Raw genomic sequence first — 18,374 nt, 5'->3', positions numbered from 1 at the left:
TTCAGAAATTATTTTCCAATCATATGAGTTGAGAGGACCCCGTATGCAGGCTTTGATCTTAGAACAGCAGGACGGCAAAACGCTTGCCTCAGTGCAGCCGGTAGAAGAGAGCCGCCTGCCGGAAGGCGAAGTAACCGTCGACATCGACTGGTCCAGTTTAAATTATAAAGATGCGCTGGCTATTACAGGTAAGGGTAAAATCATCCGAAATTTCCCTATGGTGCCTGGTATTGATTTCGCGGGCCGGGTTCATACCAGCGAGGATCCGCGCTTCCATCCGGGCCAGCAGGTGCTGCTCACCGGCTGGGGCGTGGGTGAAAATCACTGGGGTGGGCTGGCCACGCAGGCGCGCGTGAAGGGCGACTGGCTGGTGCCGATGCCGAAAGGCATGGATGGACGCAAGGCGATGATCGTCGGTACGGCAGGCTTTACCGCCATGCTGTGCGTGATGGCGCTGGAAGATGCGGGTATCCGCCCTGAGTCGGGTGACATTGTCGTCACCGGCGCCAGCGGCGGCGTGGGCAGCACGGCTGTCACGCTGCTCCACAAGCTAGGCTATCAGGTCGCTGCGGTTTCCGGCCGTGAAAGCACCCATGACTATCTGCGCCAGCTCGGTGCAAACCGCATTCTCAGCCGTGACGAATTCGCTGAAACCCGTCCGCTGGAAAAACAGGTCTGGGCAGGGGCTGTGGATACCGTAGGTGATAAGGTGCTGGCCAAAATCCTGGCGCAGATGAACTACGGCGGCTGCGTGGCAGCCTGCGGTCTGGCGGGCGGATTTGCCCTGCCAACCACCGTGATGCCGTTTATTCTGCGTAACGTCCGCCTGCAGGGCGTGGATTCCGTGATGACCCCTGCGGCTCGTCGCCATGAAGCCTGGGAACGGCTGGTGCGCGATCTGCCGGAATCTTTCTATACCCAGAGCGCGACGGAGATAAACCTGAGCCAGGCGCCGGAATACGCCTCTAAGATCATGGATAACCAGTTCCACGGTCGCGCGCTGGTGAAAATCGCCTAATCTTCAAATTTTCGTGACATATTCGCGCGAATCACTCTCCTCCGTCATGCTTAGGAAAACGCATGACGGAGGATGCCATGAAAAACCGAAAACTGACGGAAGCCGACGTAACGTCTGAGTCTGTCTTTATGCTACAGCGCCGCCAGATCCTGAAAATGCTTGGCATCAGCGCCACCGCGCTCTCGCTCTCGCCTTCGGCTCACGCCGACCTGCTCGACTGGTTTAAAGGCAACGATCGGCCAAAGGCTCCTTCCGGCGCCCCGCTCACCTTTACGAAACCAGCTGAATGGCAAAACAAACTGACGCTTACGCCGGAAGATAAAGTCACCGGCTACAACAACTTCTACGAATTTGGTCTCGACAAGGCCGATCCTGCCGCCAACGCGGGAAGCCTCAAAACCGATCCGTGGACGCTGAAAATCGACGGTGAAGTGGCGAAACCCCTGACGCTGGACCACCACGATCTCACCACCCGTTTCCCGCTCGAAGAGCGTATCTATCGCATGCGCTGCGTGGAAGCCTGGTCGATGGTAGTGCCCTGGGTCGGCTTCCCGCTGCATAAATTGCTGGCGATGGTTGAGCCCACCAGCAATGCAAAATATGTCGCCTTCCAGACGCGGTATGCGCCGGACGAGATGCCCGGGCAGAAAGATCGGTTTATCGGCGGCGGGCTTGATTATCCGTATGTGGAAGGGTTACGTCTCGATGAAGCTATGCACCCCCTCACCCTGCTGACCGTCGGTGTGTACGGTAAAGCGCTTCCGCCGCAGAACGGTGCCCCCATCCGTTTAACCGTACCGTGGAAATATGGCTTCAAAGGGATTAAATCTATCGTCAGCATCAAGCTTACCCGTGAACGTCCACCAACCACGTGGAATCTGGCGGCCCCGGACGAATACGGTTTCTTCGCCAACGTGAACCCGCAGGTGGATCATCCACGCTGGTCGCAAGCGACCGAGCGGTTTATTGGTTCCGGCGGTGCGCTGGACGTTAAGCGCCAGCCGACGCTACTGTTTAACGGTTATGCGGATGAAGTGGCCTCGCTTTATCGTGGTCTCAACTTACGGGAGAACTTCTGAGTGCGTTTAACGGCAAAACAGATTACCTGGCTAAAAGTGCTTCTGCACCTGGCCGGGGTACTTCCTTTTATATGGCTGTTCTGGGCCGCCAGCCAGGGGCTCTTTAGCGCAGACCCGGCCAAGGATATCCAGCATTTTACCGGTCGGATGGCTCTGAAATTTTTGCTGGCCACCTTGCTCGTCTCGCCGCTGGCGCGCTACGCTAAACAGCCCTTATTGATACGCACCCGTCGGCTGTTAGGACTATGGTGTTTTGCCTGGGCAACGCTGCACCTTACCAGCTATGCCCTGCTGGAACTGGGAATTAACAATCTGGCGCTGCTTGGCCGCGAACTGGTGACACGCCCTTATCTGACCCTGGGCATCGTGAGCTGGGTGATTTTACTGGCGTTAGCGCTGACCTCCACGCAATATGCACAGCGAAAACTGGGCAGGCGCTGGCAGCTGCTGCACAACTTCGTCTATCTTGTCGCGATCCTCGCTCCCATTCATTACCTGTGGTCAGTGAAGATCCTCTCCCCGCAGCCGGTCCTGTACGCACTGGCCGCCGTGGCGCTTTTAGCATGGCGTTATAAGAAGTTCCGCCAGTGGTTGCGATAGTTCGCGAAACTGTGCGTTTTCCCGCAGATTACCGGTCAACCGCAAATCTTTTTCGGATAGCGGTTGATAATCTTCCCTGATAAGACCAGTATTTAGCTGCTAAATGCTACGAAATCGTTATAATGTGCGACCTTGGTTCGCCTGACAGCGGTTTTAAGCCTCTGAAAAGGTGACATTTGCGTTTCGAAGGTATATTTTGTTTTTTACCCGAAAATCGCAGGAGATAGCGGCATAATGACTGATAAGTTCCATATCTTAGTTTTGAACGGACCGAACCTGAACATGCTCGGCACCCGTGAGCCAGAGAAGTACGGCACGCTGACATTGAGTGAAATTGTTAACCGTCTTGGAACGGAAGCAGCGTCGCTGAATGTGGATTTGGATCATTTTCAGTCGAATGCGGAGTACGCACTCATCGACCGTATTCATCAGGCTAAAGACAATGTGGACTATATCCTGATCAATCCGGCCGCGTTTACGCACACCAGTGTTGCTATCCGCGACGCACTTCTCGCGGTGAGTATCCCGTTTATCGAGATCCACCTGAGTAATGTGCACGCCCGAGAGCCGTTCCGCCACCATTCGTATCTGTCGGATATCGCTGCTGGCGTTATCTGTGGACTGGGCGCAGACGGCTATTCATACGCTTTACAGACAGCGGTAAAACGCTTGTCACAATCACACTAAACAAGAGTACGGAACCCACTCATGGATATTCGTAAGATTAAAAAACTGATCGAGCTGGTTGAAGAATCAGGCATCTCCGAACTGGAAATTTCTGAAGGCGAAGAGTCTGTACGCATCAGCCGTGCAGCCCCAGCCGCTAGCTTCCCGGTAATGCAGCAGGCTTATGCTGCGCCAGTGCAGCAGCCTGCGCTCTCCGCAGCCGTTGCACCAGCAGCTGAAGCCGCACCTGCCGCTGCAGCAGAAATCAGTGGTCACATCGTACGTTCCCCAATGGTTGGTACTTTCTACCGCACCCCGAGCCCTGACGCGAAGGCGTTCATCGAAGTGGGTCAGAAAGTCAACGTCGGCGATACCCTGTGCATCGTAGAAGCGATGAAAATGATGAACCAGATCGAAGCAGACAAATCAGGTACTGTGAAAGCGATTCTGGTCGAAAGTGGTCAGCCGGTTGAATTTGACGAGCCGCTGGTCGTCATCGAGTAACGAGGCGTACATGCTGGATAAAATTGTTATCGCCAACCGCGGCGAGATCGCACTGCGTATTCTTCGTGCCTGTAAAGAACTGGGCATCAAGACCGTCGCTGTGCACTCAAGCGCGGATCGCGATTTAAAACACGTATTGCTGGCGGATGAGACGGTCTGTATTGGCCCGGCTCCGTCCGTAAAAAGCTATCTGAACATCCCGGCTATCATCAGCGCCGCTGAAATCACCGGCGCGGTGGCAATTCATCCGGGTTATGGCTTCCTCTCTGAGAACGCCAACTTTGCTGAGCAGGTTGAACGCTCTGGCTTCATTTTCATCGGCCCGAAAGCCGACACCATCCGCCTGATGGGCGACAAAGTGTCTGCAATCACCGCGATGAAAAAAGCCGGTGTTCCAACCGTACCAGGCTCTGACGGCCCTCTGACCGACGACATGGATGCTAACCGTGCTCATGCTAAACGCATTGGCTACCCGGTTATCATCAAGGCGTCCGGCGGCGGCGGCGGTCGCGGTATGCGCGTTGTGCGTAGCGATGCTGAACTGGCGCAGTCCATCTCCATGACCAAAGCAGAAGCGAAAGCCGCTTTCAGCAATGACATGGTATACATGGAAAAATACCTGGAAAACCCACGCCACATCGAAATTCAGGTGCTGGCTGACGGTCAGGGCAACGCAATCTATCTGGCAGAACGTGACTGCTCCATGCAGCGTCGTCACCAGAAAGTGGTCGAAGAAGCACCAGCGCCGGGCATTACCCCGGAACTGCGTCGCTACATCGGCGAGCGTTGCGCTAAAGCGTGTGTCGATATCGGCTATCGTGGAGCGGGTACCTTTGAGTTCCTGTTCGAGAACGGCGAGTTCTATTTCATCGAAATGAACACCCGTATTCAGGTTGAGCATCCGGTTACCGAAATGATCACCGGCGTTGACCTGATCAAAGAGCAGCTGCGTATCGCTGCAGGCCAGCCGCTTTCCATCAAGCAGGAAGAAGTTGTGGTGAAAGGCCATGCGGTAGAATGCCGTATCAACGCCGAAGACCCGAACACCTTCCTGCCAAGCCCGGGCAAAATCACGCGTTTCCACGCGCCGGGTGGCTTTGGCGTGCGCTGGGAGTCTCATATCTACGCCGGTTACACCGTACCGCCGTACTATGACTCAATGATCGGCAAGCTCATCTGCTACGGCGAAAATCGTGACGTGGCGATTGCCCGCATGAAGAATGCCCTGCAGGAGCTGATCATCGACGGTATCAAAACCAACGTTGATCTGCAGATGCGCATCATGAGCGACGAGCACTTCCAGAATGGTGGAACTAACATCCACTATCTGGAGAAAAAACTCGGTCTGAACGAGAAGTAAGAGACCTGTGTTGCTAAAAGGCCGGATTATCCGGCTTTTTTTATTTCTGGGGCCAGGAAAGGCTCATCATGTACAATCCCCGCTTTCTTCATCCACAAGGGACAATAAATGGACAAACGTTTTGTTCAGGCCCATAAAGAAGCGCGCTGGGCGCTGTGGCTGACCCTTCTCTATCTCGCAGCATGGTTGGTAACTGCTTACTTACCTGACTCCGCTATTGGCTTCACCGGCCTGCCGCACTGGTTCGAAATGGCGTGCCTGCTGGTACCGCTGGTCTTCATCCTGCTGTGCTGGGCAATGGTGAAATTCATCTATCGCGATATCCCGCTGGAGGACGATGATGCAGCTTGAAGTCATTCTGCCGCTTATCGCTTACTTGTTAGTGGTGTTTGGTTTGTCCGTTTACGCCATGCGTAAAAGAACGACGGGCACCTTCCTGAACGAGTATTTTCTTGGTAGCCGCTCGATGGGCGGCGTCGTGCTGGCCATGACGCTTACCGCGACCTACATCAGTGCCAGTTCGTTTATCGGCGGACCCGGAGCAGCCTATAAATACGGGTTAGGCTGGGTGCTTCTGGCGATGATCCAGCTTCCAGCCGTCTGGCTCTCACTGGGCATACTGGGCAAAAAATTTGCCATTCTGGCGCGCCGTTATAATGCCGTGACGCTCAACGATATGCTTTTTGCCCGCTATCAGAGCCGTTTACTGGTGTGGCTGGCCAGCATAAGCCTGCTGGTGGCCTTTATTGGCGCAATGACGGTGCAGTTTATCGGCGGGGCACGCCTGCTGGAAACGGCGGCCGGGATCCCCTACGAGACAGGCTTGATCATCTTCGGAGTCAGCATTGCGCTGTATACCGCGTTCGGCGGATTCCGCGCCAGCGTGCTGAACGATACGATGCAGGGATTGGTGATGCTTGTTGGCACCATTGTTCTGCTGGTGGGCATTGTGCATGCTGCTGGTGGCCTGAGCCACGCAGTCGAAACGCTGGAAACCATCGACCCGAAACTGGTCTCTCCGCAGGGCGCAGATGACATCCTTTCGCCAACCTTTATGACCTCGTTCTGGGTGTTGGTGTGCTTTGGAGTGATTGGCCTGCCGCATACCGCCGTGCGCTGTATCTCTTACAAAGACAGCAAAGCCGTGCACAGAGGTATCATTATCGGCACTATCGTGGTTGCGATCCTGATGTTTGGTATGCACCTGGCGGGCGCGTTAGGTCGGGCAGTTATTCCTGACCTTACCGTACCCGATCTGGTTATCCCAACCCTGATGGTTAAAGTGCTGCCGCCATTTGCCGCCGGGATCTTCCTCGCAGCCCCGATGGCCGCCATTATGTCGACAATCAACGCTCAGCTGCTGCAAAGTTCCGCTACGATCATTAAAGATCTCTATCTGAACCTGCGTCCTGAGCAGGCAGAGAATGAACGGCGCCTGAAGCGCATGTCGGCCATTATTACTCTGACGTTAGGGGCATTGCTGCTGTTAGCCGCATGGCGCCCGCCTGAGATGATCATCTGGCTGAACCTGCTGGCGTTTGGTGGGCTTGAAGCGGTATTCCTGTGGCCGCTGGTGTTAGGGCTCTACTGGGAGCGTGCAAACGCTGCGGGCGCGCTGAGCGGCATGATTGTCGGCGGTGTGCTGTACGCCGTCCTTGCAACGTTTAAGATTCAGTACCTGGGCTTCCATCCGATTGTGCCTTCGTTACTGCTGAGTTTACTGGCGTTTGTGGTGGGAAACCGTTTCGGTCAGCCCGTCCCACAGCCCGCTGTGATTTCTACTGATAAATAAAGAGTTTTGCCATGCCGTGGATCCAACTAAAACTGAACACAACCGGCGCTAACGCCGAGGAACTGAGCGATGCGCTGATGGAGGCCGGTTCGGTCTCTATCACCTTCCAGGACACGCATGACACGCCGGTCTTTGAGCCGTTGCCGGGCGAAACCCGCCTGTGGGGTGATACCGACGTTATTGGCCTGTTTGATGCCGAAACCGACATGAAAGAGGTTGTCGCGATTCTGGAGAATCATCCTCTGCTGGGTGCGGGTTTTGCCCATAAAATCGAACAGCTGGAAGATAAAGACTGGGAACGCGAGTGGATGGATAACTTCCACCCGATGCAGTTCGGCAAACGCCTGTGGATCTGCCCGAGCTGGCGCGACGTTCCTGATGATAACGCGGTTAACGTCATGCTCGATCCGGGCCTGGCGTTTGGTACCGGCACTCACCCAACCACGTCCCTGTGCCTGCAGTGGCTGGATGGTCTGGATCTGGACGGTAAGACAGTGATCGACTTCGGCTGTGGATCCGGGATCCTCGCGATTGCTGCCCTGAAGCTGGGCGCGGCAAAAGCTATCGGGATCGATATCGATCCGCAGGCGATTCAGGCCAGCCGTGACAACGCCGAGCGTAATGGCGTTTCCGATCGACTGGAGCTGTATTTGCCGGATGCGCAGCCAGAAGCGATGAAAGCCGACGTGGTGGTCGCAAACATTCTGGCGGGCCCACTGCGCGAGCTGGCCCCGCTAATCAGCGTGCTGCCCGTTGAGGGCGGTCTGCTGGGGCTTTCCGGTATCCTGGCAAGCCAGGCCGACAGCGTATGTGAAGCCTACGCCGATCTCTTTGCCCTCGATCCGGTCGTGGAAAAAGAAGAGTGGTGCCGCATCACCGGCCGTAAAAAATAAGAATCTGGCGTGGTCATCTGACCACGCCTTTCTCCCTTTGATAATCCTCTCTCCCCCGGTCATTCTTCGGTAAAATAACCACACGAATCACGTTGGTTTGTATTACAAAAATTCACCGGAAGAATATGATGAAACACATTACAGGCAAGGCAGCGCTGCTGGCGCTGAGCATGATCTCGGCTTCAGCATTTGCATCACACTGGAACTACGAAGGGGAAGGTTCACCGGAACATTGGGGCGAGCTGGACGAGGCCTACAAGACCTGTCAAAGCGGGATGAACCAGTCTCCGATTAATATTGATTCGACCGCTAACGCCCATCTTTCCCCGCTGCAAACCCACTACGTTGATGGCCCTGTTACACTGACAAACAATGGCCATACCATTCAGGCTGGTGAACAGGCTGACACCCGCGATACCCTTACTCTTGATAAGCAAACCTGGACGTTACAACAGTTCCATTTTCACGCGCCGAGCGAAAATACCGTGCATGGCAAAAGGTACGCGATGGAAATGCATCTGGTTCATAAAAATGCCGGCGGGGAACTGTCGGTGGTGGCGGTCATGTTTGATAAAGGGGCCGCAAACCCGGAGCTTGAAAAACTGTGGCGCGTTATGCCTCAGCAGGCCGAGCAGAACGTCTCCATCAAACAGGATCTCAACCTGAACAAACTGCTGCCGAAAGATAAAACGTACTGGCGCTTTAGCGGTTCACTGACCACCCCGCCGTGTTCAGAAGGCGTCACCTGGATTGTGCTTAAGCAACCCTTGACGGTTTCTGCAGAACAACTTGCCAGATTCACCGGGACAATGCATCACGATAATAACCGTCCGGTACAGTCTCTGCATGGGCGTGTTGTGGTCGAATAACGCCCATCCAGAGGCTAAAGATCATGTTCTAAAATGCGACGCAGATCGCAAAGAAGACGGGAAATCTGCTGCTAAAAACAGCAGATTATCCCGCTCAGGTAAGCCCTTTATTCAGAAATGATGAGAAGTTACGGGAAATTGTAAGCGCCCATAAAATAGTCATTCTCGCATAACACAATGATTTAAATAGTGAATAATTCTTAACGGAAAGATTGAGCGGCGATTCCTTGATCTACAACAGTGGATTGTTCAAAGTTTGGCCTTTCATCTCGTGCAAAAAATGCGTAATATACGCCGCCTTGCAGTCACAGTATGGTCATTTCTTAACTCATGCGCATCGGACACCACCAGCTTAGAAATCGCCTGATCGCAGCCCCAATGGCAGGTATTACAGACCGGCCGTTCAGGACGCTGTGCTATGAGATGGGAGCCGGTTTAACCGTATCCGAGATGATGTCGTCTAACCCGCAGGTTTGGGAAAGCGATAAATCCCGCCTTCGGATGGTGCACGTTGATGAACCAGGTATTCGCACCGTGCAAATTGCCGGAAGCGTGCCTGAAGAGATGGCAGATGCCGCGCGAATTAACGTGGAAAGTGGTGCCCAAATTATTGATATCAATATGGGGTGCCCGGCCAAAAAGGTGAATCGCAAGCTTGCAGGTTCAGCCCTTCTGCAATACCCCGACCAGGTGAAAGCTATCCTGACGGCGGTTGTCAGCGCGGTGGACGTTCCTGTTACGTTGAAGATTCGCACGGGTTGGTCGCCGGAACACCGTAACTGTGTAGAGATTGCCCAACTGGCCGAAGACTGTGGCATTCAGGCCCTGACCATTCATGGACGCACTCGCGCCTGTTTGTTCAACGGCGAAGCTGAATACGACAGCATTCGGGCAGTTAAGCAGAAAGTTTCCATTCCGATTATCGCGAATGGCGACATAACTGACCCGCTTAAAGCCAGGGCTGTACTCGACTATACGGGAGCTGATGCTCTGATGATAGGACGTGCAGCTCAGGGAAGACCCTGGATCTTCCGGGAAATCCAGCATTATCTGGACACTGGGGAGCTGCTTGCCCCGCTGCCTCTGGCAGAGGTTAAGCGCTTGCTTTGTTCGCATGTTCGGGAACTGCATGACCACTACGGTCAGGCAAAAGGGTACCGAATTGCGCGTAAACACGTCTCCTGGTATCTCCAGGAGCACGCTCCAGATGACCAGTTTCGGCGCACATTCAACGCCATAGAGGATGCCAGCGTACAGCTGGAGGCGTTGGAGGCATACTTCGAAAATCTTGCGTAATGAAATAAAGAGCTGACAGAACTATGTTCGAACAACGCGTAAATTCTGACGTACTGACCGTTTCTACCGTTAACTCTCAGGACCAGGTAACTCAAAAACCCCTGCGTGACTCGGTTAAACAGGCACTGAAGAACTATTTTGCTCAACTGAATGGTCAGGATGTTAATGACCTGTATGAGCTGGTACTGGCTGAAGTTGAACAGCCACTGTTGGACATGGTGATGCAATACACCCGCGGTAACCAAACCCGCGCTGCGCTGATGATGGGTATCAACCGTGGTACTCTGCGTAAGAAACTGAAAAAATACGGCATGAACTGATACTAATCAGTTGAATGCTTGTTTAAAAAGGCGCTCTTCGGCATGGGGAAGCGCCTTTTTTATTCCCCAGCTTCAGTCCGTCAACGCTTTGTAAACCTTAACTTATCCCGCTTTAAAACCGCAGATTTTGGTGTATATTTCTCCCACCTTACTGGCGATCTTCTCGCGGAATGACACAATGATTCGTAAATACTGGTGGCTGGTTGTCTTTGCAATCTCCGTTCTCATTTTCGATGCACTCCTGATGCAGTGGATTGAACTGATGAGCACCGAAACCGATAAGTGTCGCAATATGAACTCCGTGAATCCCCTTAAACTCGTGAACTGCTCAGAGCTCGACTAAGCGCCCGATTGCGCAAATCACCTGTTATTACCCACTAAAAACGGGGATTTAAATCCCTTTGAGCCATTACCTGACGGTGATAATGTCTCGCCCTTCTCAACCGCTCTAGCGTAACCCCACACTCGAGTAGAACCGTCCATGCTGGTCAGCCAATACAACCATATCCTTGTCGTCCTCTCCTTTGTTGTTGCCATCCTTGCTGCGTATACCGCATTGAATATGGCTGCACGCGTTGCCGGAAGCGAGGGCGTCGCTGCCCGCGTCTGGCTGGCTGGCGGCGGTATTGCTATGGGTATTGGCGTGTGGGCCATGCATTTTATCGGCATGCTGGCGATGGACCTCTCCATGAGCATGAGCTACAACGCCACCCTGACGGTGTTATCTATGGTCATCGCCGTGGGGTCGTCGCTATTTGCGCTATGGCTCGTTAGCTGCGAGCAATTACGCCTGCGCCGACTGCTGCCCGGCGCGTTAGTGATGGGAAGCGGTATAGTTGCAATGCATTACACCGGTATGGCGGCGCTGGAAGTGATGCCCGGGATTATCTGGGACAAGGTCTGGGTGGCCATTTCGGTCGCGATTGCGCTTGCCGCTTCACTCGCGGCGTTATGGCTGACCTTCCGCCTGCGCCACGAAGCCGCGCAGGTCGTGCTGATGCGCATGGGTGCCGCCATCACGATGGGAATTGCCATTGCCGGTATGCACTATGCCGGGATGAAAGCGGCGCAGTTTCCGATGTCCACAATGGTTCATCATGAGGGTATCAACGGGAGCTGGCTGGCGGTGCTGGTCAGCGTCGTCGCGCTCTCTATTCTTGGGATCACCCTGCTGGTCTCGATGCTGGATGCCCGCCTTCAGGCTCGTACCGCCCTTTTGGCCTCGTCGCTTGCAGAAGCTAACCGGGAACTCGCTCAACTGGCTCTACACGATACCCTCACGCGTCTGCCCAACCGTATCCTGCTGGAAGACAGACTCGATCAGGCCATCAGCAAAGCCGATCGTGAAAGAACCCATTTTGCCCTGATGTTCATGGATCTTGACGGCTTTAAAGCCATCAATGATGCCTACGGCCATGATGTCGGTGACAGGCTGCTGGTCGCCGTTACACAGCGTCTGCTGCTTCTTCTGAAAGGCCAGTTCACCCTTGCACGTATTGGCGGTGATGAGTTTGTTCTGCTGGCAGAGGGAGAAGGTCCGGACGACGCGGCGTCGCTGGCGAATTCGCTGGTACGCGCGATCGATAGTCCATTCAATCTCAGTCCCTATGAACTGGTGGTTACCCTCAGCATTGGTATTGCGCTGTACCCTCACGACGGCAAAACCGAGCGTGAGCTGATGTTTAACGCCGACGCGGCGATGTATCACACGAAGCATATGGGCCGTAACGGTTACCATTTTTTCCAGCCCTCCATGAACACCCTGGCGCAGACCCATCTCCAGTTAATGAACGATTTGTGGATGGCAATCGAGCGCAATGAGCTGCGCCTGCTTTATCAGCCAAAATTCAACGCCCCCGCGGGTCCTGTCCTCGGATTCGAGGCGTTATTACGCTGGCAGCATCCTAAGCAGGGGTTACTGACCCCTGACCTTTTCCTGCCGCTGGCGGAAAAAACGGGGCTGATCATCCCCATAGGCAACTGGGTGATTAATGAAGCCTGTCGCCAGCTGCGGGAATGGCATCTGCAGGGGCATCAAAGCTGGTCAATGGCGGTAAACCTGTCGACACTGCAGTTTGAACAACCTTCGCTGGTTAAAACGGTTCTCGACTGCCTGGCACTTCACCAGGTGCCACCGGAATTGTTGATCCTCGAAGTGACGGAAACCACGGCGATGAGCAACCCGGATGAGAGCGTACGAGTGCTGACAGAGCTGACGGATGCGGGGGTGAAAGCCTCCATTGATGATTTTGGCACCGGATATTCAAGCCTGCTGTACCTCAAACGCTTACCGGCCTGCGAACTAAAAATCGACAGGGCGTTTGTACAAGAGCTTAGCGGGGAGAGTGAGGATGCGACTATTGTCTCAGCGATTGTAGCCCTTGCAAAAACACTTAACCTGAAAGTCGTGGCTGAAGGTGTAGAAACCGAAGCTCAGCAGGCCTTTTTGACCGAGCTAGGCTGTAACACCCTTCAGGGTTATCTGTTAGGTAAACCCGTCAGCGCGGAAACCATCGAAGCACTTTGTGCCCGAGGGGAAATGTTACCTGCCGCTGAGTAGTAAGCATCATCAGGCGACACGCGAATGACAGGAAGTGTCGCCAGAATGCTATCAACCAGGGCGGGGGCCTGCTGATAAAGATTAAAACTGTCGGTACTCATTAGCCAGTTTTTAATTATTCCGCTAAAAAACCCGTGGAATACAATCAAGGTGAGATCAACATTCACCTTTGGCGAAATGATATTCCGCGAAATACAGGTCTCCAGCGTGGCACGGAGCGTATCATCATTAAATCCAATACGTTTTCTGATTTCATGCTCTGAAATCATATCACCGCTAAATTCACACTTATGATACAGAATTTGTAAAAGCGCACATTGCCGGGGTTCATGGGCAATATACTGCAGCGCAGTAATAAACTGCTCACGAAGTTTTAACAAGGGATCGTCACTATCGGAAAGGGGAAGCCTGTCGCGGATAATGTCGCGAAGGGGTAATTGCTGTTCCCAGATGGCATTAAATATTTCAGATTTACTGGTGAAGTGCCAGTAGATAGCGCCGCGCGTCACCTTAGCAGCATCAGCGATATCCGTCAGCGTCGTGCTGGCTACGCCACGCGTCGCAAACTGTCCGATAGCCGCCTCAATCAGTTTCTGCCGGGTTTGTTGAGCTTCTTCTTTCTTTTTACGCGCCATAGGCAACTACTCGTGACTCAGAAGGTTTAAAGGTAATATTGCGTTCATGCAAATGTAAGTATTCACTAAAATCCGTTTTAATTTTGCACAAAAAAAGTCACCTCTATTAATTTATAATTAATACAAATACATTAAATCAATTAAATTGGCGGCATGAATAACAAGAAGTATTAAACTCACTTACCTGATTAATATACATGAAGTATACCCCTGAATGGACATGGTCTGATTCTGATTTTTTCTGTAAGCATGGTCATTCGCACTTATAAATTAAAAAAGATTAAATACCCTCATTATTATACGCAGCTACATTTTATTTTTTATCCCTCTGCCCCGCTACCGATTCGCGGCATATATCGGTTTATGGGTATTTAAAGGAACAGTAATGACGAATCATTTCAGACGCTTGCCCTTATCCGGTTTCATTGTCTGCGCGGTACTGCTCACTGGATGCGATGGTCAGGAAAATCAACAACACCTGCAGGCACCTCAGGTCAGCGTGCATATTGTGCAAAGCGCGCCTCTGGCTGTCACCACTGAACTCCCGGGAAGAACAGATGCGTTCCGCGTTGCAGAGGTTCGTCCGCAGGTTAGCGGTATCATCCTGCGCCGCAACTTCACGGAAGGTAGCGATGTAAAAGCCGGGGATTCGCTTTATCAGATTGATCCTGCAACCTATCAGGCGGCATACGATAACGCGAAAGGCGAGCTGGCGAAGGCCCAGGCGGCGGCCAATATTGCGCACCTGACGGTGAAACGTTATCTCCCGCTGGTCGGCACACAGTATGTCAGCAAGCAAGAGTATGACCAGGCCGTCGCCACGGCCCAGCAGGCAGATGCCAGCGTCGTCGCCGCCAAAGCGGGCGTTGAAAGTGCACGAATCAATCTTGCTTATACCAAGGTGACGTCTCCCGTCGATGGTCGCATCGGCAAATCCAGCGTGACGGAAGGGGCGCTGGTGACGAACGGACAAACCGCTGCACTGGCAACGGTCCAGCAGCTCGATCCTATTTATGTCGATGTCACCCAGTCCAGCAATGATTTTATGCGCCTTAAACAAACGAGCCTGCAAAAAGGCGGTAACGCCAGCAGCGTTGAGCTACTGATGGAGAACGGACAGCCCTATCCGCTGAAAGGCACATTGCAGTTCTCTGACGTCACGGTGGACGAAAGTACCGGCTCGATTACCCTGCGCGCCATTTTCCCGAATCCTCAACATCTGCTGTTACCCGGCATGTTCGTTCGCGCCCGCATTGATGAAGGTACGCAGCCGGATGCGATTCTGGTTCCCCAGCAAGGCGTGACCCGCACGCCGCGAGGCGAAGCCACCGTGATGGTGGTGAACGATAAAAACCAGGTTGAGTCGCGTACCGTCGTTGCGCCTCAGGCGATTGGGGACCGCTGGCTGGTAACCGAAGGGCTGAAAAACGGTGACCGCGTGATCGTCAGCGGGCTACAGAAAATCAGACCGGGGGTAACCGTCGTCGCCACGCCGGATACCACAACGACTCCAGCCGGTTAAGGGACGACGACATGGCTAATTTCTTTATTCAGAGACCGGTTTTCGCCTGGGTACTTGCTATCATTTTGATGATTGCTGGCGGGCTGGCCATTCTCAAACTCCCCGTCGCACAGTACCCAACCATTGCACCTCCCGCCGTGGCGATATCCGCGACCTACCCTGGAGCTGACGCTCAAACGGTACAGGATACCGTGACTCAGGTTATAGAACAGAACATGAACGGTATCGATAACCTGATGTATATGTCATCCACCAGCGATTCAGCGGGCAACGTCACCATCACTCTGACCTTCGAGTCAGGAACCGATCCGGATATCGCTCAGGTACAAGTGCAAAACAAGCTGCAGCTCGCCATGCCGCTGCTGCCGCAAGAGGTGCAGCAGCAAGGGATCGGCGTGGAGAAATCCAGCAGCAGCTTCCTGCTGGTCGCCGGTTTTGTTTCTGACAACAAAAATCTCACGCAGAACGACATCTCTGATTACGTCGCCTCAAACGTCAAAGATGCCATCAGCCGAACGTCTGGCGTTGGCGACGTGCAGCTGTTTGGTGCTCAGTATGCGATGCGCATCTGGCTCGACAGCAACGCGATGAACAAATACCAGCTGACGCCGCTGGATATTATCAGCCAGCTGAAAACGCAGAACGACCAGATAGCGGCAGGCCAGCTGGGCGGAACGCCGTCCATTCCCGGTCAGCAGCTGAATGCCTCGATCATCGCGCAAACTCGCCTGAAATCACCGGGGGAATTTGGCCGCGTGACGCTCAAGGTGAATCAGGACGGCTCGATGGTTCATCTTAAGGATGTGGCTCGCATTGAGCTCGGTGGCGAAAACTACAACATGGTCACTAAAATCAACGGGCAGGCGGCAACCGGTCTCGGGATCAAGCTGGCAACCGGAGCAAATGCGCTGGACACTGCGGCTGCCATTAAGAGCAAGCTGACGCAACTGCAGCAGTTCTTCCCACAGGGTCTGAAAGTTGTCTATCCCTATGACACCACGCCTTTTGTAAAAATCTCTATCCACGAAGTGGTGAAGACCCTGTTTGAAGCAATCATTCTCGTCTTCCTGGTCATGTACCTCTTCCTGCAAAACCTGCGGGCAACGCTCATCCCGACTATCGCGGTGCCGGTCGTTCTGCTGGGTACCTTCGCGGTTCTGGCGGCATTTGGTTTCTCCATCAATACCCTGACGATGTTCGGCATGGTGCTGGCGATAGGTCTGCTGGTCGATGACGCTATTGTGGTCGTTGAGAACGTTGAACGCGTCATGGTCGAGGATAACCTGCCGCCCAAAGAGGCCACGCAGAAGTCGATGGAGCAGATCCAGGGTGCGCTGGTGGGGATCGCCATGGTGCTCTCGGCGGTCTTTATTCCAATGGCCTTTTTTGGCGGCTCGACTGGAGCAATATATCGCCAGTTCTCACTGACTATCGTGTCCGCTATGGCGCTGTCGGTACTGGTTGCGCTAATCCTGACGCCCGCACTCTGCGCAACGTTGCTTAAGCCCGTATCCGACGACCATCGTCAGAAAAAAGGTGGCTTTTTCAGCTGGTTTAATGCGCTCTTTGATAAAAGCGTGGAGCACTACAGCAACAGCGTGAGCGGTATTTTGCGCAAGACAGGGCGCTATCTGGTGGTGTACGTCATCATCGTCGGTGGGATGGCGGTGCTCTTCCTGCGCTTACCTACCTCCTTTCTGCCCGAAGAGGATCAGGGGGTGTTCATGACGATGGTTCAACTCCCGGCAGGTGCAACTCAGACGCGTACTCAACAGGTGCTCGACCAGGTACAGGACTATTACCTGAACAAAGAGAAGGCGAACGTCCAATCCGTCTTTACCGTAAATGGCTTTAGCTTTAGCGGCCAGGGTCAGAACGCCGGCATTGCCTTCGTCAGCCTGAAGCCCTGGGAGGAACGCCCGGGACAGAAAAACGGCGTTGAGGCGATTGTCGGTCGCGCGACTAAAGCCTTCAGTCAGATTAAAGATGGCCTCGTGTTCCCGTTTAACCTGCCTGCAATTATCGAACTGGGTACCGCTACGGGCTTCGATTTTGAATTGATCGATCAGGCTAACCTGGGGCATACCCAGCTGACTCAGGCGCGTAACCAACTGCTTAACATGGTGAAAGAGCACTCTGATCTGCTGGTTAGCGTGCGTCCTAACGGTCTTGAAGATACGCCCCAGTTCAAGCTGGATGTCGACCAGGAGAAAGCACAGGCGCTGGGCGTCAGTCTTTCTGACGTCAACCAGACGATTTCAACAGCCTTAGGTGGCACCTATGTGAACGACTTTATCGATCATGGGCGCGTGAAAAAAGTCTACGTACAGGCCGACGCAAAATTCCGTATGTTGCCAGGAGATATTAACAACCTTTACGTGCGCAGCGCGAATGGAGAAATGGTCCCTTTCTCAGCCTTTAGCAACGCTCGCTGGGTCTATGGTTCACCCCGACTGGAGCGCTATAACGGGATGCCCTCTATGGAGATCCTCGGTGAGTCAGCCCCGGGTAAAAGTACCGGTGAGGCTATGGCTATGATGGAAAGCCTCGCGGCAAAACTGCCTTCCGGTATCGGATATGACTGGACGGGGATGTCTTATCAGGAGCGGCTTTCGGGTAACCAGGCACCTGCCCTGTACGCCATTTCACTGATCGTGGTGTTCCTGTGTCTGGCAGCGCTGTATGAAAGCTGGTCCATTCCGTTCTCCGTTATGCTGGTTGTGCCGCTGGGGGTCATTGGGGCGCTTCTCGCAGCGTCGCTGCGTGGATTAAACAATGACGTCTATTTCCAGGTCGGTCTGCTGACGACGATTGGTTTATCGGCGAAAAACGCCATTTTGATCGTCGAATTTGCTAAGGACCTGATGGAGAAAGAAGGTAAAGGCATTATTGAAGCCACACTGGAGGCGTCAAGGATGCGCCTTCGACCGATCCTGATGACTTCCCTGGCTTTTATCCTTGGCGTCATGCCGCTGGTGATCAGCTCAGGGGCCGGGAGCGGCGCGCAAAACGCCGTCGGTACGGGCGTGATGGGGGGAATGCTTTCCGCAACGCTTCTGGCGATTTTCTTCGTGCCCGTCTTCTTTGTGGTTGTCCGTCGACGCTTTACCCGTCATAAAGATTAACATGTCCCTAAAAAGGCACCTCGGGTGCCTTTTTTATTTTTAAGATAAACAATGAATTAGGCATTAAGCAAAAGTCATGTTAAAAATACGATGATTTGCATTAAGTAAAAACACTCTATTATCCCTTCATAATGT

At 53.6% G+C, this 18,374-nt stretch carries 17 protein-coding genes; 16 read left to right on the top strand and 1 reads right to left on the bottom strand.

What is annotated here, in order from left to right; all coding sequences use genetic code 11:
* The first annotated feature begins 43 nt into the window (after window positions 1-43).
* The 14 genes from acuI to AC4IBF_RS02190 all read left to right on the top strand — a co-directional run bounded on the left by acuI (window position 44) and on the right by AC4IBF_RS02190 (window position 12,957).
* A complete protein-coding gene (gene acuI / locus AC4IBF_RS02255; protein WP_115876371.1) occupies window positions 44-1,018 on the top strand; it encodes an acrylyl-CoA reductase (NADPH) in 975 nt (324 codons plus the stop codon).
* A 77-nt stretch (window positions 1,019-1,095) separates the two neighbouring features.
* Window positions 1,096-2,097: a protein-methionine-sulfoxide reductase catalytic subunit MsrP gene (gene msrP / locus AC4IBF_RS02250; protein WP_143345594.1), complete on the top strand. Its 1,002-nt coding sequence runs from the start codon at window positions 1,096-1,098 to the stop codon at window positions 2,095-2,097.
* Window positions 2,098-2,697 (top strand): protein-methionine-sulfoxide reductase heme-binding subunit MsrQ, encoded by a 600-nt coding sequence (msrQ, locus tag AC4IBF_RS02245; protein ID WP_115876373.1) that lies wholly within the window; start codon window positions 2,098-2,100, stop codon window positions 2,695-2,697.
* 234 nt (window positions 2,698-2,931) lie between these two features.
* Complete coding sequence (gene aroQ / locus AC4IBF_RS02240) at window positions 2,932-3,384, top strand: type II 3-dehydroquinate dehydratase (protein ID WP_023309405.1); 453 nt, start codon at window positions 2,932-2,934, stop codon at window positions 3,382-3,384.
* Between the two features lie 21 nt (window positions 3,385-3,405).
* A complete protein-coding gene (gene accB, locus AC4IBF_RS02235) occupies window positions 3,406-3,867 on the top strand; it encodes an acetyl-CoA carboxylase biotin carboxyl carrier protein (RefSeq protein ID WP_010436174.1) in 462 nt (153 codons plus the stop codon).
* A gap of 10 nt (window positions 3,868-3,877) precedes the next feature.
* Window positions 3,878-5,227 carry an acetyl-CoA carboxylase biotin carboxylase subunit gene (gene accC / locus AC4IBF_RS02230; RefSeq protein WP_003860388.1) on the top strand — a complete coding sequence of 450 codons (1,350 nt, stop codon included), beginning with the start codon at window positions 3,878-3,880 and terminating at the stop codon, window positions 5,225-5,227.
* Between the two features lie 108 nt (window positions 5,228-5,335).
* Window positions 5,336-5,578 carry a YhdT family protein gene (locus tag AC4IBF_RS02225; protein ID WP_111964999.1) on the top strand — a complete coding sequence of 81 codons (243 nt, stop codon included), beginning with the start codon at window positions 5,336-5,338 and terminating at the stop codon, window positions 5,576-5,578.
* Complete coding sequence (gene panF, locus AC4IBF_RS02220) at window positions 5,568-7,019, top strand: sodium/pantothenate symporter (RefSeq protein WP_252093511.1); 1,452 nt, start codon at window positions 5,568-5,570, stop codon at window positions 7,017-7,019. Before AC4IBF_RS02225 ends, panF begins: the two co-directional genes overlap by 11 nt.
* Before the next feature lie 11 nt (window positions 7,020-7,030).
* Window positions 7,031-7,912 carry a 50S ribosomal protein L11 methyltransferase gene (gene prmA, locus AC4IBF_RS02215; protein ID WP_252093505.1) on the top strand — a complete coding sequence of 294 codons (882 nt, stop codon included), beginning with the start codon at window positions 7,031-7,033 and terminating at the stop codon, window positions 7,910-7,912.
* A 128-nt stretch (window positions 7,913-8,040) separates the two neighbouring features.
* On the top strand, window positions 8,041-8,781 hold the full coding sequence (locus AC4IBF_RS02210) for a carbonic anhydrase (protein ID WP_133295474.1): 741 nt from the start codon (window positions 8,041-8,043) through the stop codon (window positions 8,779-8,781).
* 330 nt (window positions 8,782-9,111) lie between these two features.
* A complete protein-coding gene (dusB, locus tag AC4IBF_RS02205) occupies window positions 9,112-10,077 on the top strand; it encodes a tRNA dihydrouridine synthase DusB (RefSeq protein WP_023309409.1) in 966 nt (321 codons plus the stop codon).
* A 23-nt stretch (window positions 10,078-10,100) separates the two neighbouring features.
* Window positions 10,101-10,397: a DNA-binding transcriptional regulator Fis gene (gene fis / locus AC4IBF_RS02200; RefSeq protein ID WP_000462905.1), complete on the top strand. Its 297-nt coding sequence runs from the start codon at window positions 10,101-10,103 to the stop codon at window positions 10,395-10,397.
* Between the two features lie 178 nt (window positions 10,398-10,575).
* Complete coding sequence (locus AC4IBF_RS02195; RefSeq protein WP_008502862.1) at window positions 10,576-10,740, top strand: DUF2556 family protein; 165 nt, start codon at window positions 10,576-10,578, stop codon at window positions 10,738-10,740.
* 138 nt (window positions 10,741-10,878) lie between these two features.
* Window positions 10,879-12,957, top strand: coding sequence for a putative bifunctional diguanylate cyclase/phosphodiesterase (locus AC4IBF_RS02190; RefSeq protein WP_111965003.1), 2,079 nt, complete (start codon window positions 10,879-10,881; stop codon window positions 12,955-12,957).
* Here AC4IBF_RS02190 and envR read toward each other — a convergent pair.
* Window positions 12,876-13,592, bottom strand: a complete 717-nt coding sequence (gene envR, locus AC4IBF_RS02185) for an acrEF/envCD operon transcriptional regulator (protein ID WP_133295229.1) — start codon at window positions 13,590-13,592, stop codon at window positions 12,876-12,878. The genes AC4IBF_RS02190 and envR overlap by 82 nt on opposite strands.
* A gap of 385 nt (window positions 13,593-13,977) precedes the next feature.
* Between envR and AC4IBF_RS02180 the strand changes: the two genes are divergently transcribed.
* Both AC4IBF_RS02180 and AC4IBF_RS02175 read left to right on the top strand, forming a co-directional pair.
* Window positions 13,978-15,114 (top strand): efflux RND transporter periplasmic adaptor subunit, encoded by a 1,137-nt coding sequence (locus AC4IBF_RS02180; RefSeq protein WP_136195020.1) that lies wholly within the window; start codon window positions 13,978-13,980, stop codon window positions 15,112-15,114.
* Window positions 15,115-15,125: 11 nt separating this feature from the next.
* Window positions 15,126-18,239 carry an efflux RND transporter permease subunit gene (locus AC4IBF_RS02175; protein ID WP_252093507.1) on the top strand — a complete coding sequence of 1,038 codons (3,114 nt, stop codon included), beginning with the start codon at window positions 15,126-15,128 and terminating at the stop codon, window positions 18,237-18,239.
* The last annotated feature ends 135 nt before the right edge of the window (window positions 18,240-18,374 follow it).

It is taken from the genome of Enterobacter sp. Taxon_8, from assembly GCF_058354585.1.
The sequence above is the reverse complement of the archived record's forward strand: the minus strand, read 5'-3'. Positions and strand labels throughout refer to the sequence as shown.

Coding starts and splice junctions, on each gene's coding strand:
- panF (WP_252093511.1), top strand. CDS start 5,568: ATGCAGCTTGAAGTCATTCTGCCGCTTATCGCTTACTTGTTAGTGGTG.
- AC4IBF_RS02190 (WP_111965003.1), top strand. CDS start 10,879: ATGCTGGTCAGCCAATACAACCATATCCTTGTCGTCCTCTCCTTTGTT.
- accC (WP_003860388.1), top strand. CDS start 3,878: ATGCTGGATAAAATTGTTATCGCCAACCGCGGCGAGATCGCACTGCGT.
- envR (WP_133295229.1), bottom strand. CDS start 13,592: ATGGCGCGTAAAAAGAAAGAAGAAGCTCAACAAACCCGGCAGAAACTG.
- AC4IBF_RS02195 (WP_008502862.1), top strand. CDS start 10,576: ATGATTCGTAAATACTGGTGGCTGGTTGTCTTTGCAATCTCCGTTCTC.
- accB (WP_010436174.1), top strand. CDS start 3,406: ATGGATATTCGTAAGATTAAAAAACTGATCGAGCTGGTTGAAGAATCA.
- msrP (WP_143345594.1), top strand. CDS start 1,096: ATGAAAAACCGAAAACTGACGGAAGCCGACGTAACGTCTGAGTCTGTC.
- AC4IBF_RS02225 (WP_111964999.1), top strand. CDS start 5,336: ATGGACAAACGTTTTGTTCAGGCCCATAAAGAAGCGCGCTGGGCGCTG.
- aroQ (WP_023309405.1), top strand. CDS start 2,932: ATGACTGATAAGTTCCATATCTTAGTTTTGAACGGACCGAACCTGAAC.
- AC4IBF_RS02210 (WP_133295474.1), top strand. CDS start 8,041: ATGAAACACATTACAGGCAAGGCAGCGCTGCTGGCGCTGAGCATGATC.
- AC4IBF_RS02180 (WP_136195020.1), top strand. CDS start 13,978: ATGACGAATCATTTCAGACGCTTGCCCTTATCCGGTTTCATTGTCTGC.
- dusB (WP_023309409.1), top strand. CDS start 9,112: ATGCGCATCGGACACCACCAGCTTAGAAATCGCCTGATCGCAGCCCCA.
- AC4IBF_RS02175 (WP_252093507.1), top strand. CDS start 15,126: ATGGCTAATTTCTTTATTCAGAGACCGGTTTTCGCCTGGGTACTTGCT.
- fis (WP_000462905.1), top strand. CDS start 10,101: ATGTTCGAACAACGCGTAAATTCTGACGTACTGACCGTTTCTACCGTT.
- prmA (WP_252093505.1), top strand. CDS start 7,031: ATGCCGTGGATCCAACTAAAACTGAACACAACCGGCGCTAACGCCGAG.
- acuI (WP_115876371.1), top strand. CDS start 44: ATGCAGGCTTTGATCTTAGAACAGCAGGACGGCAAAACGCTTGCCTCA.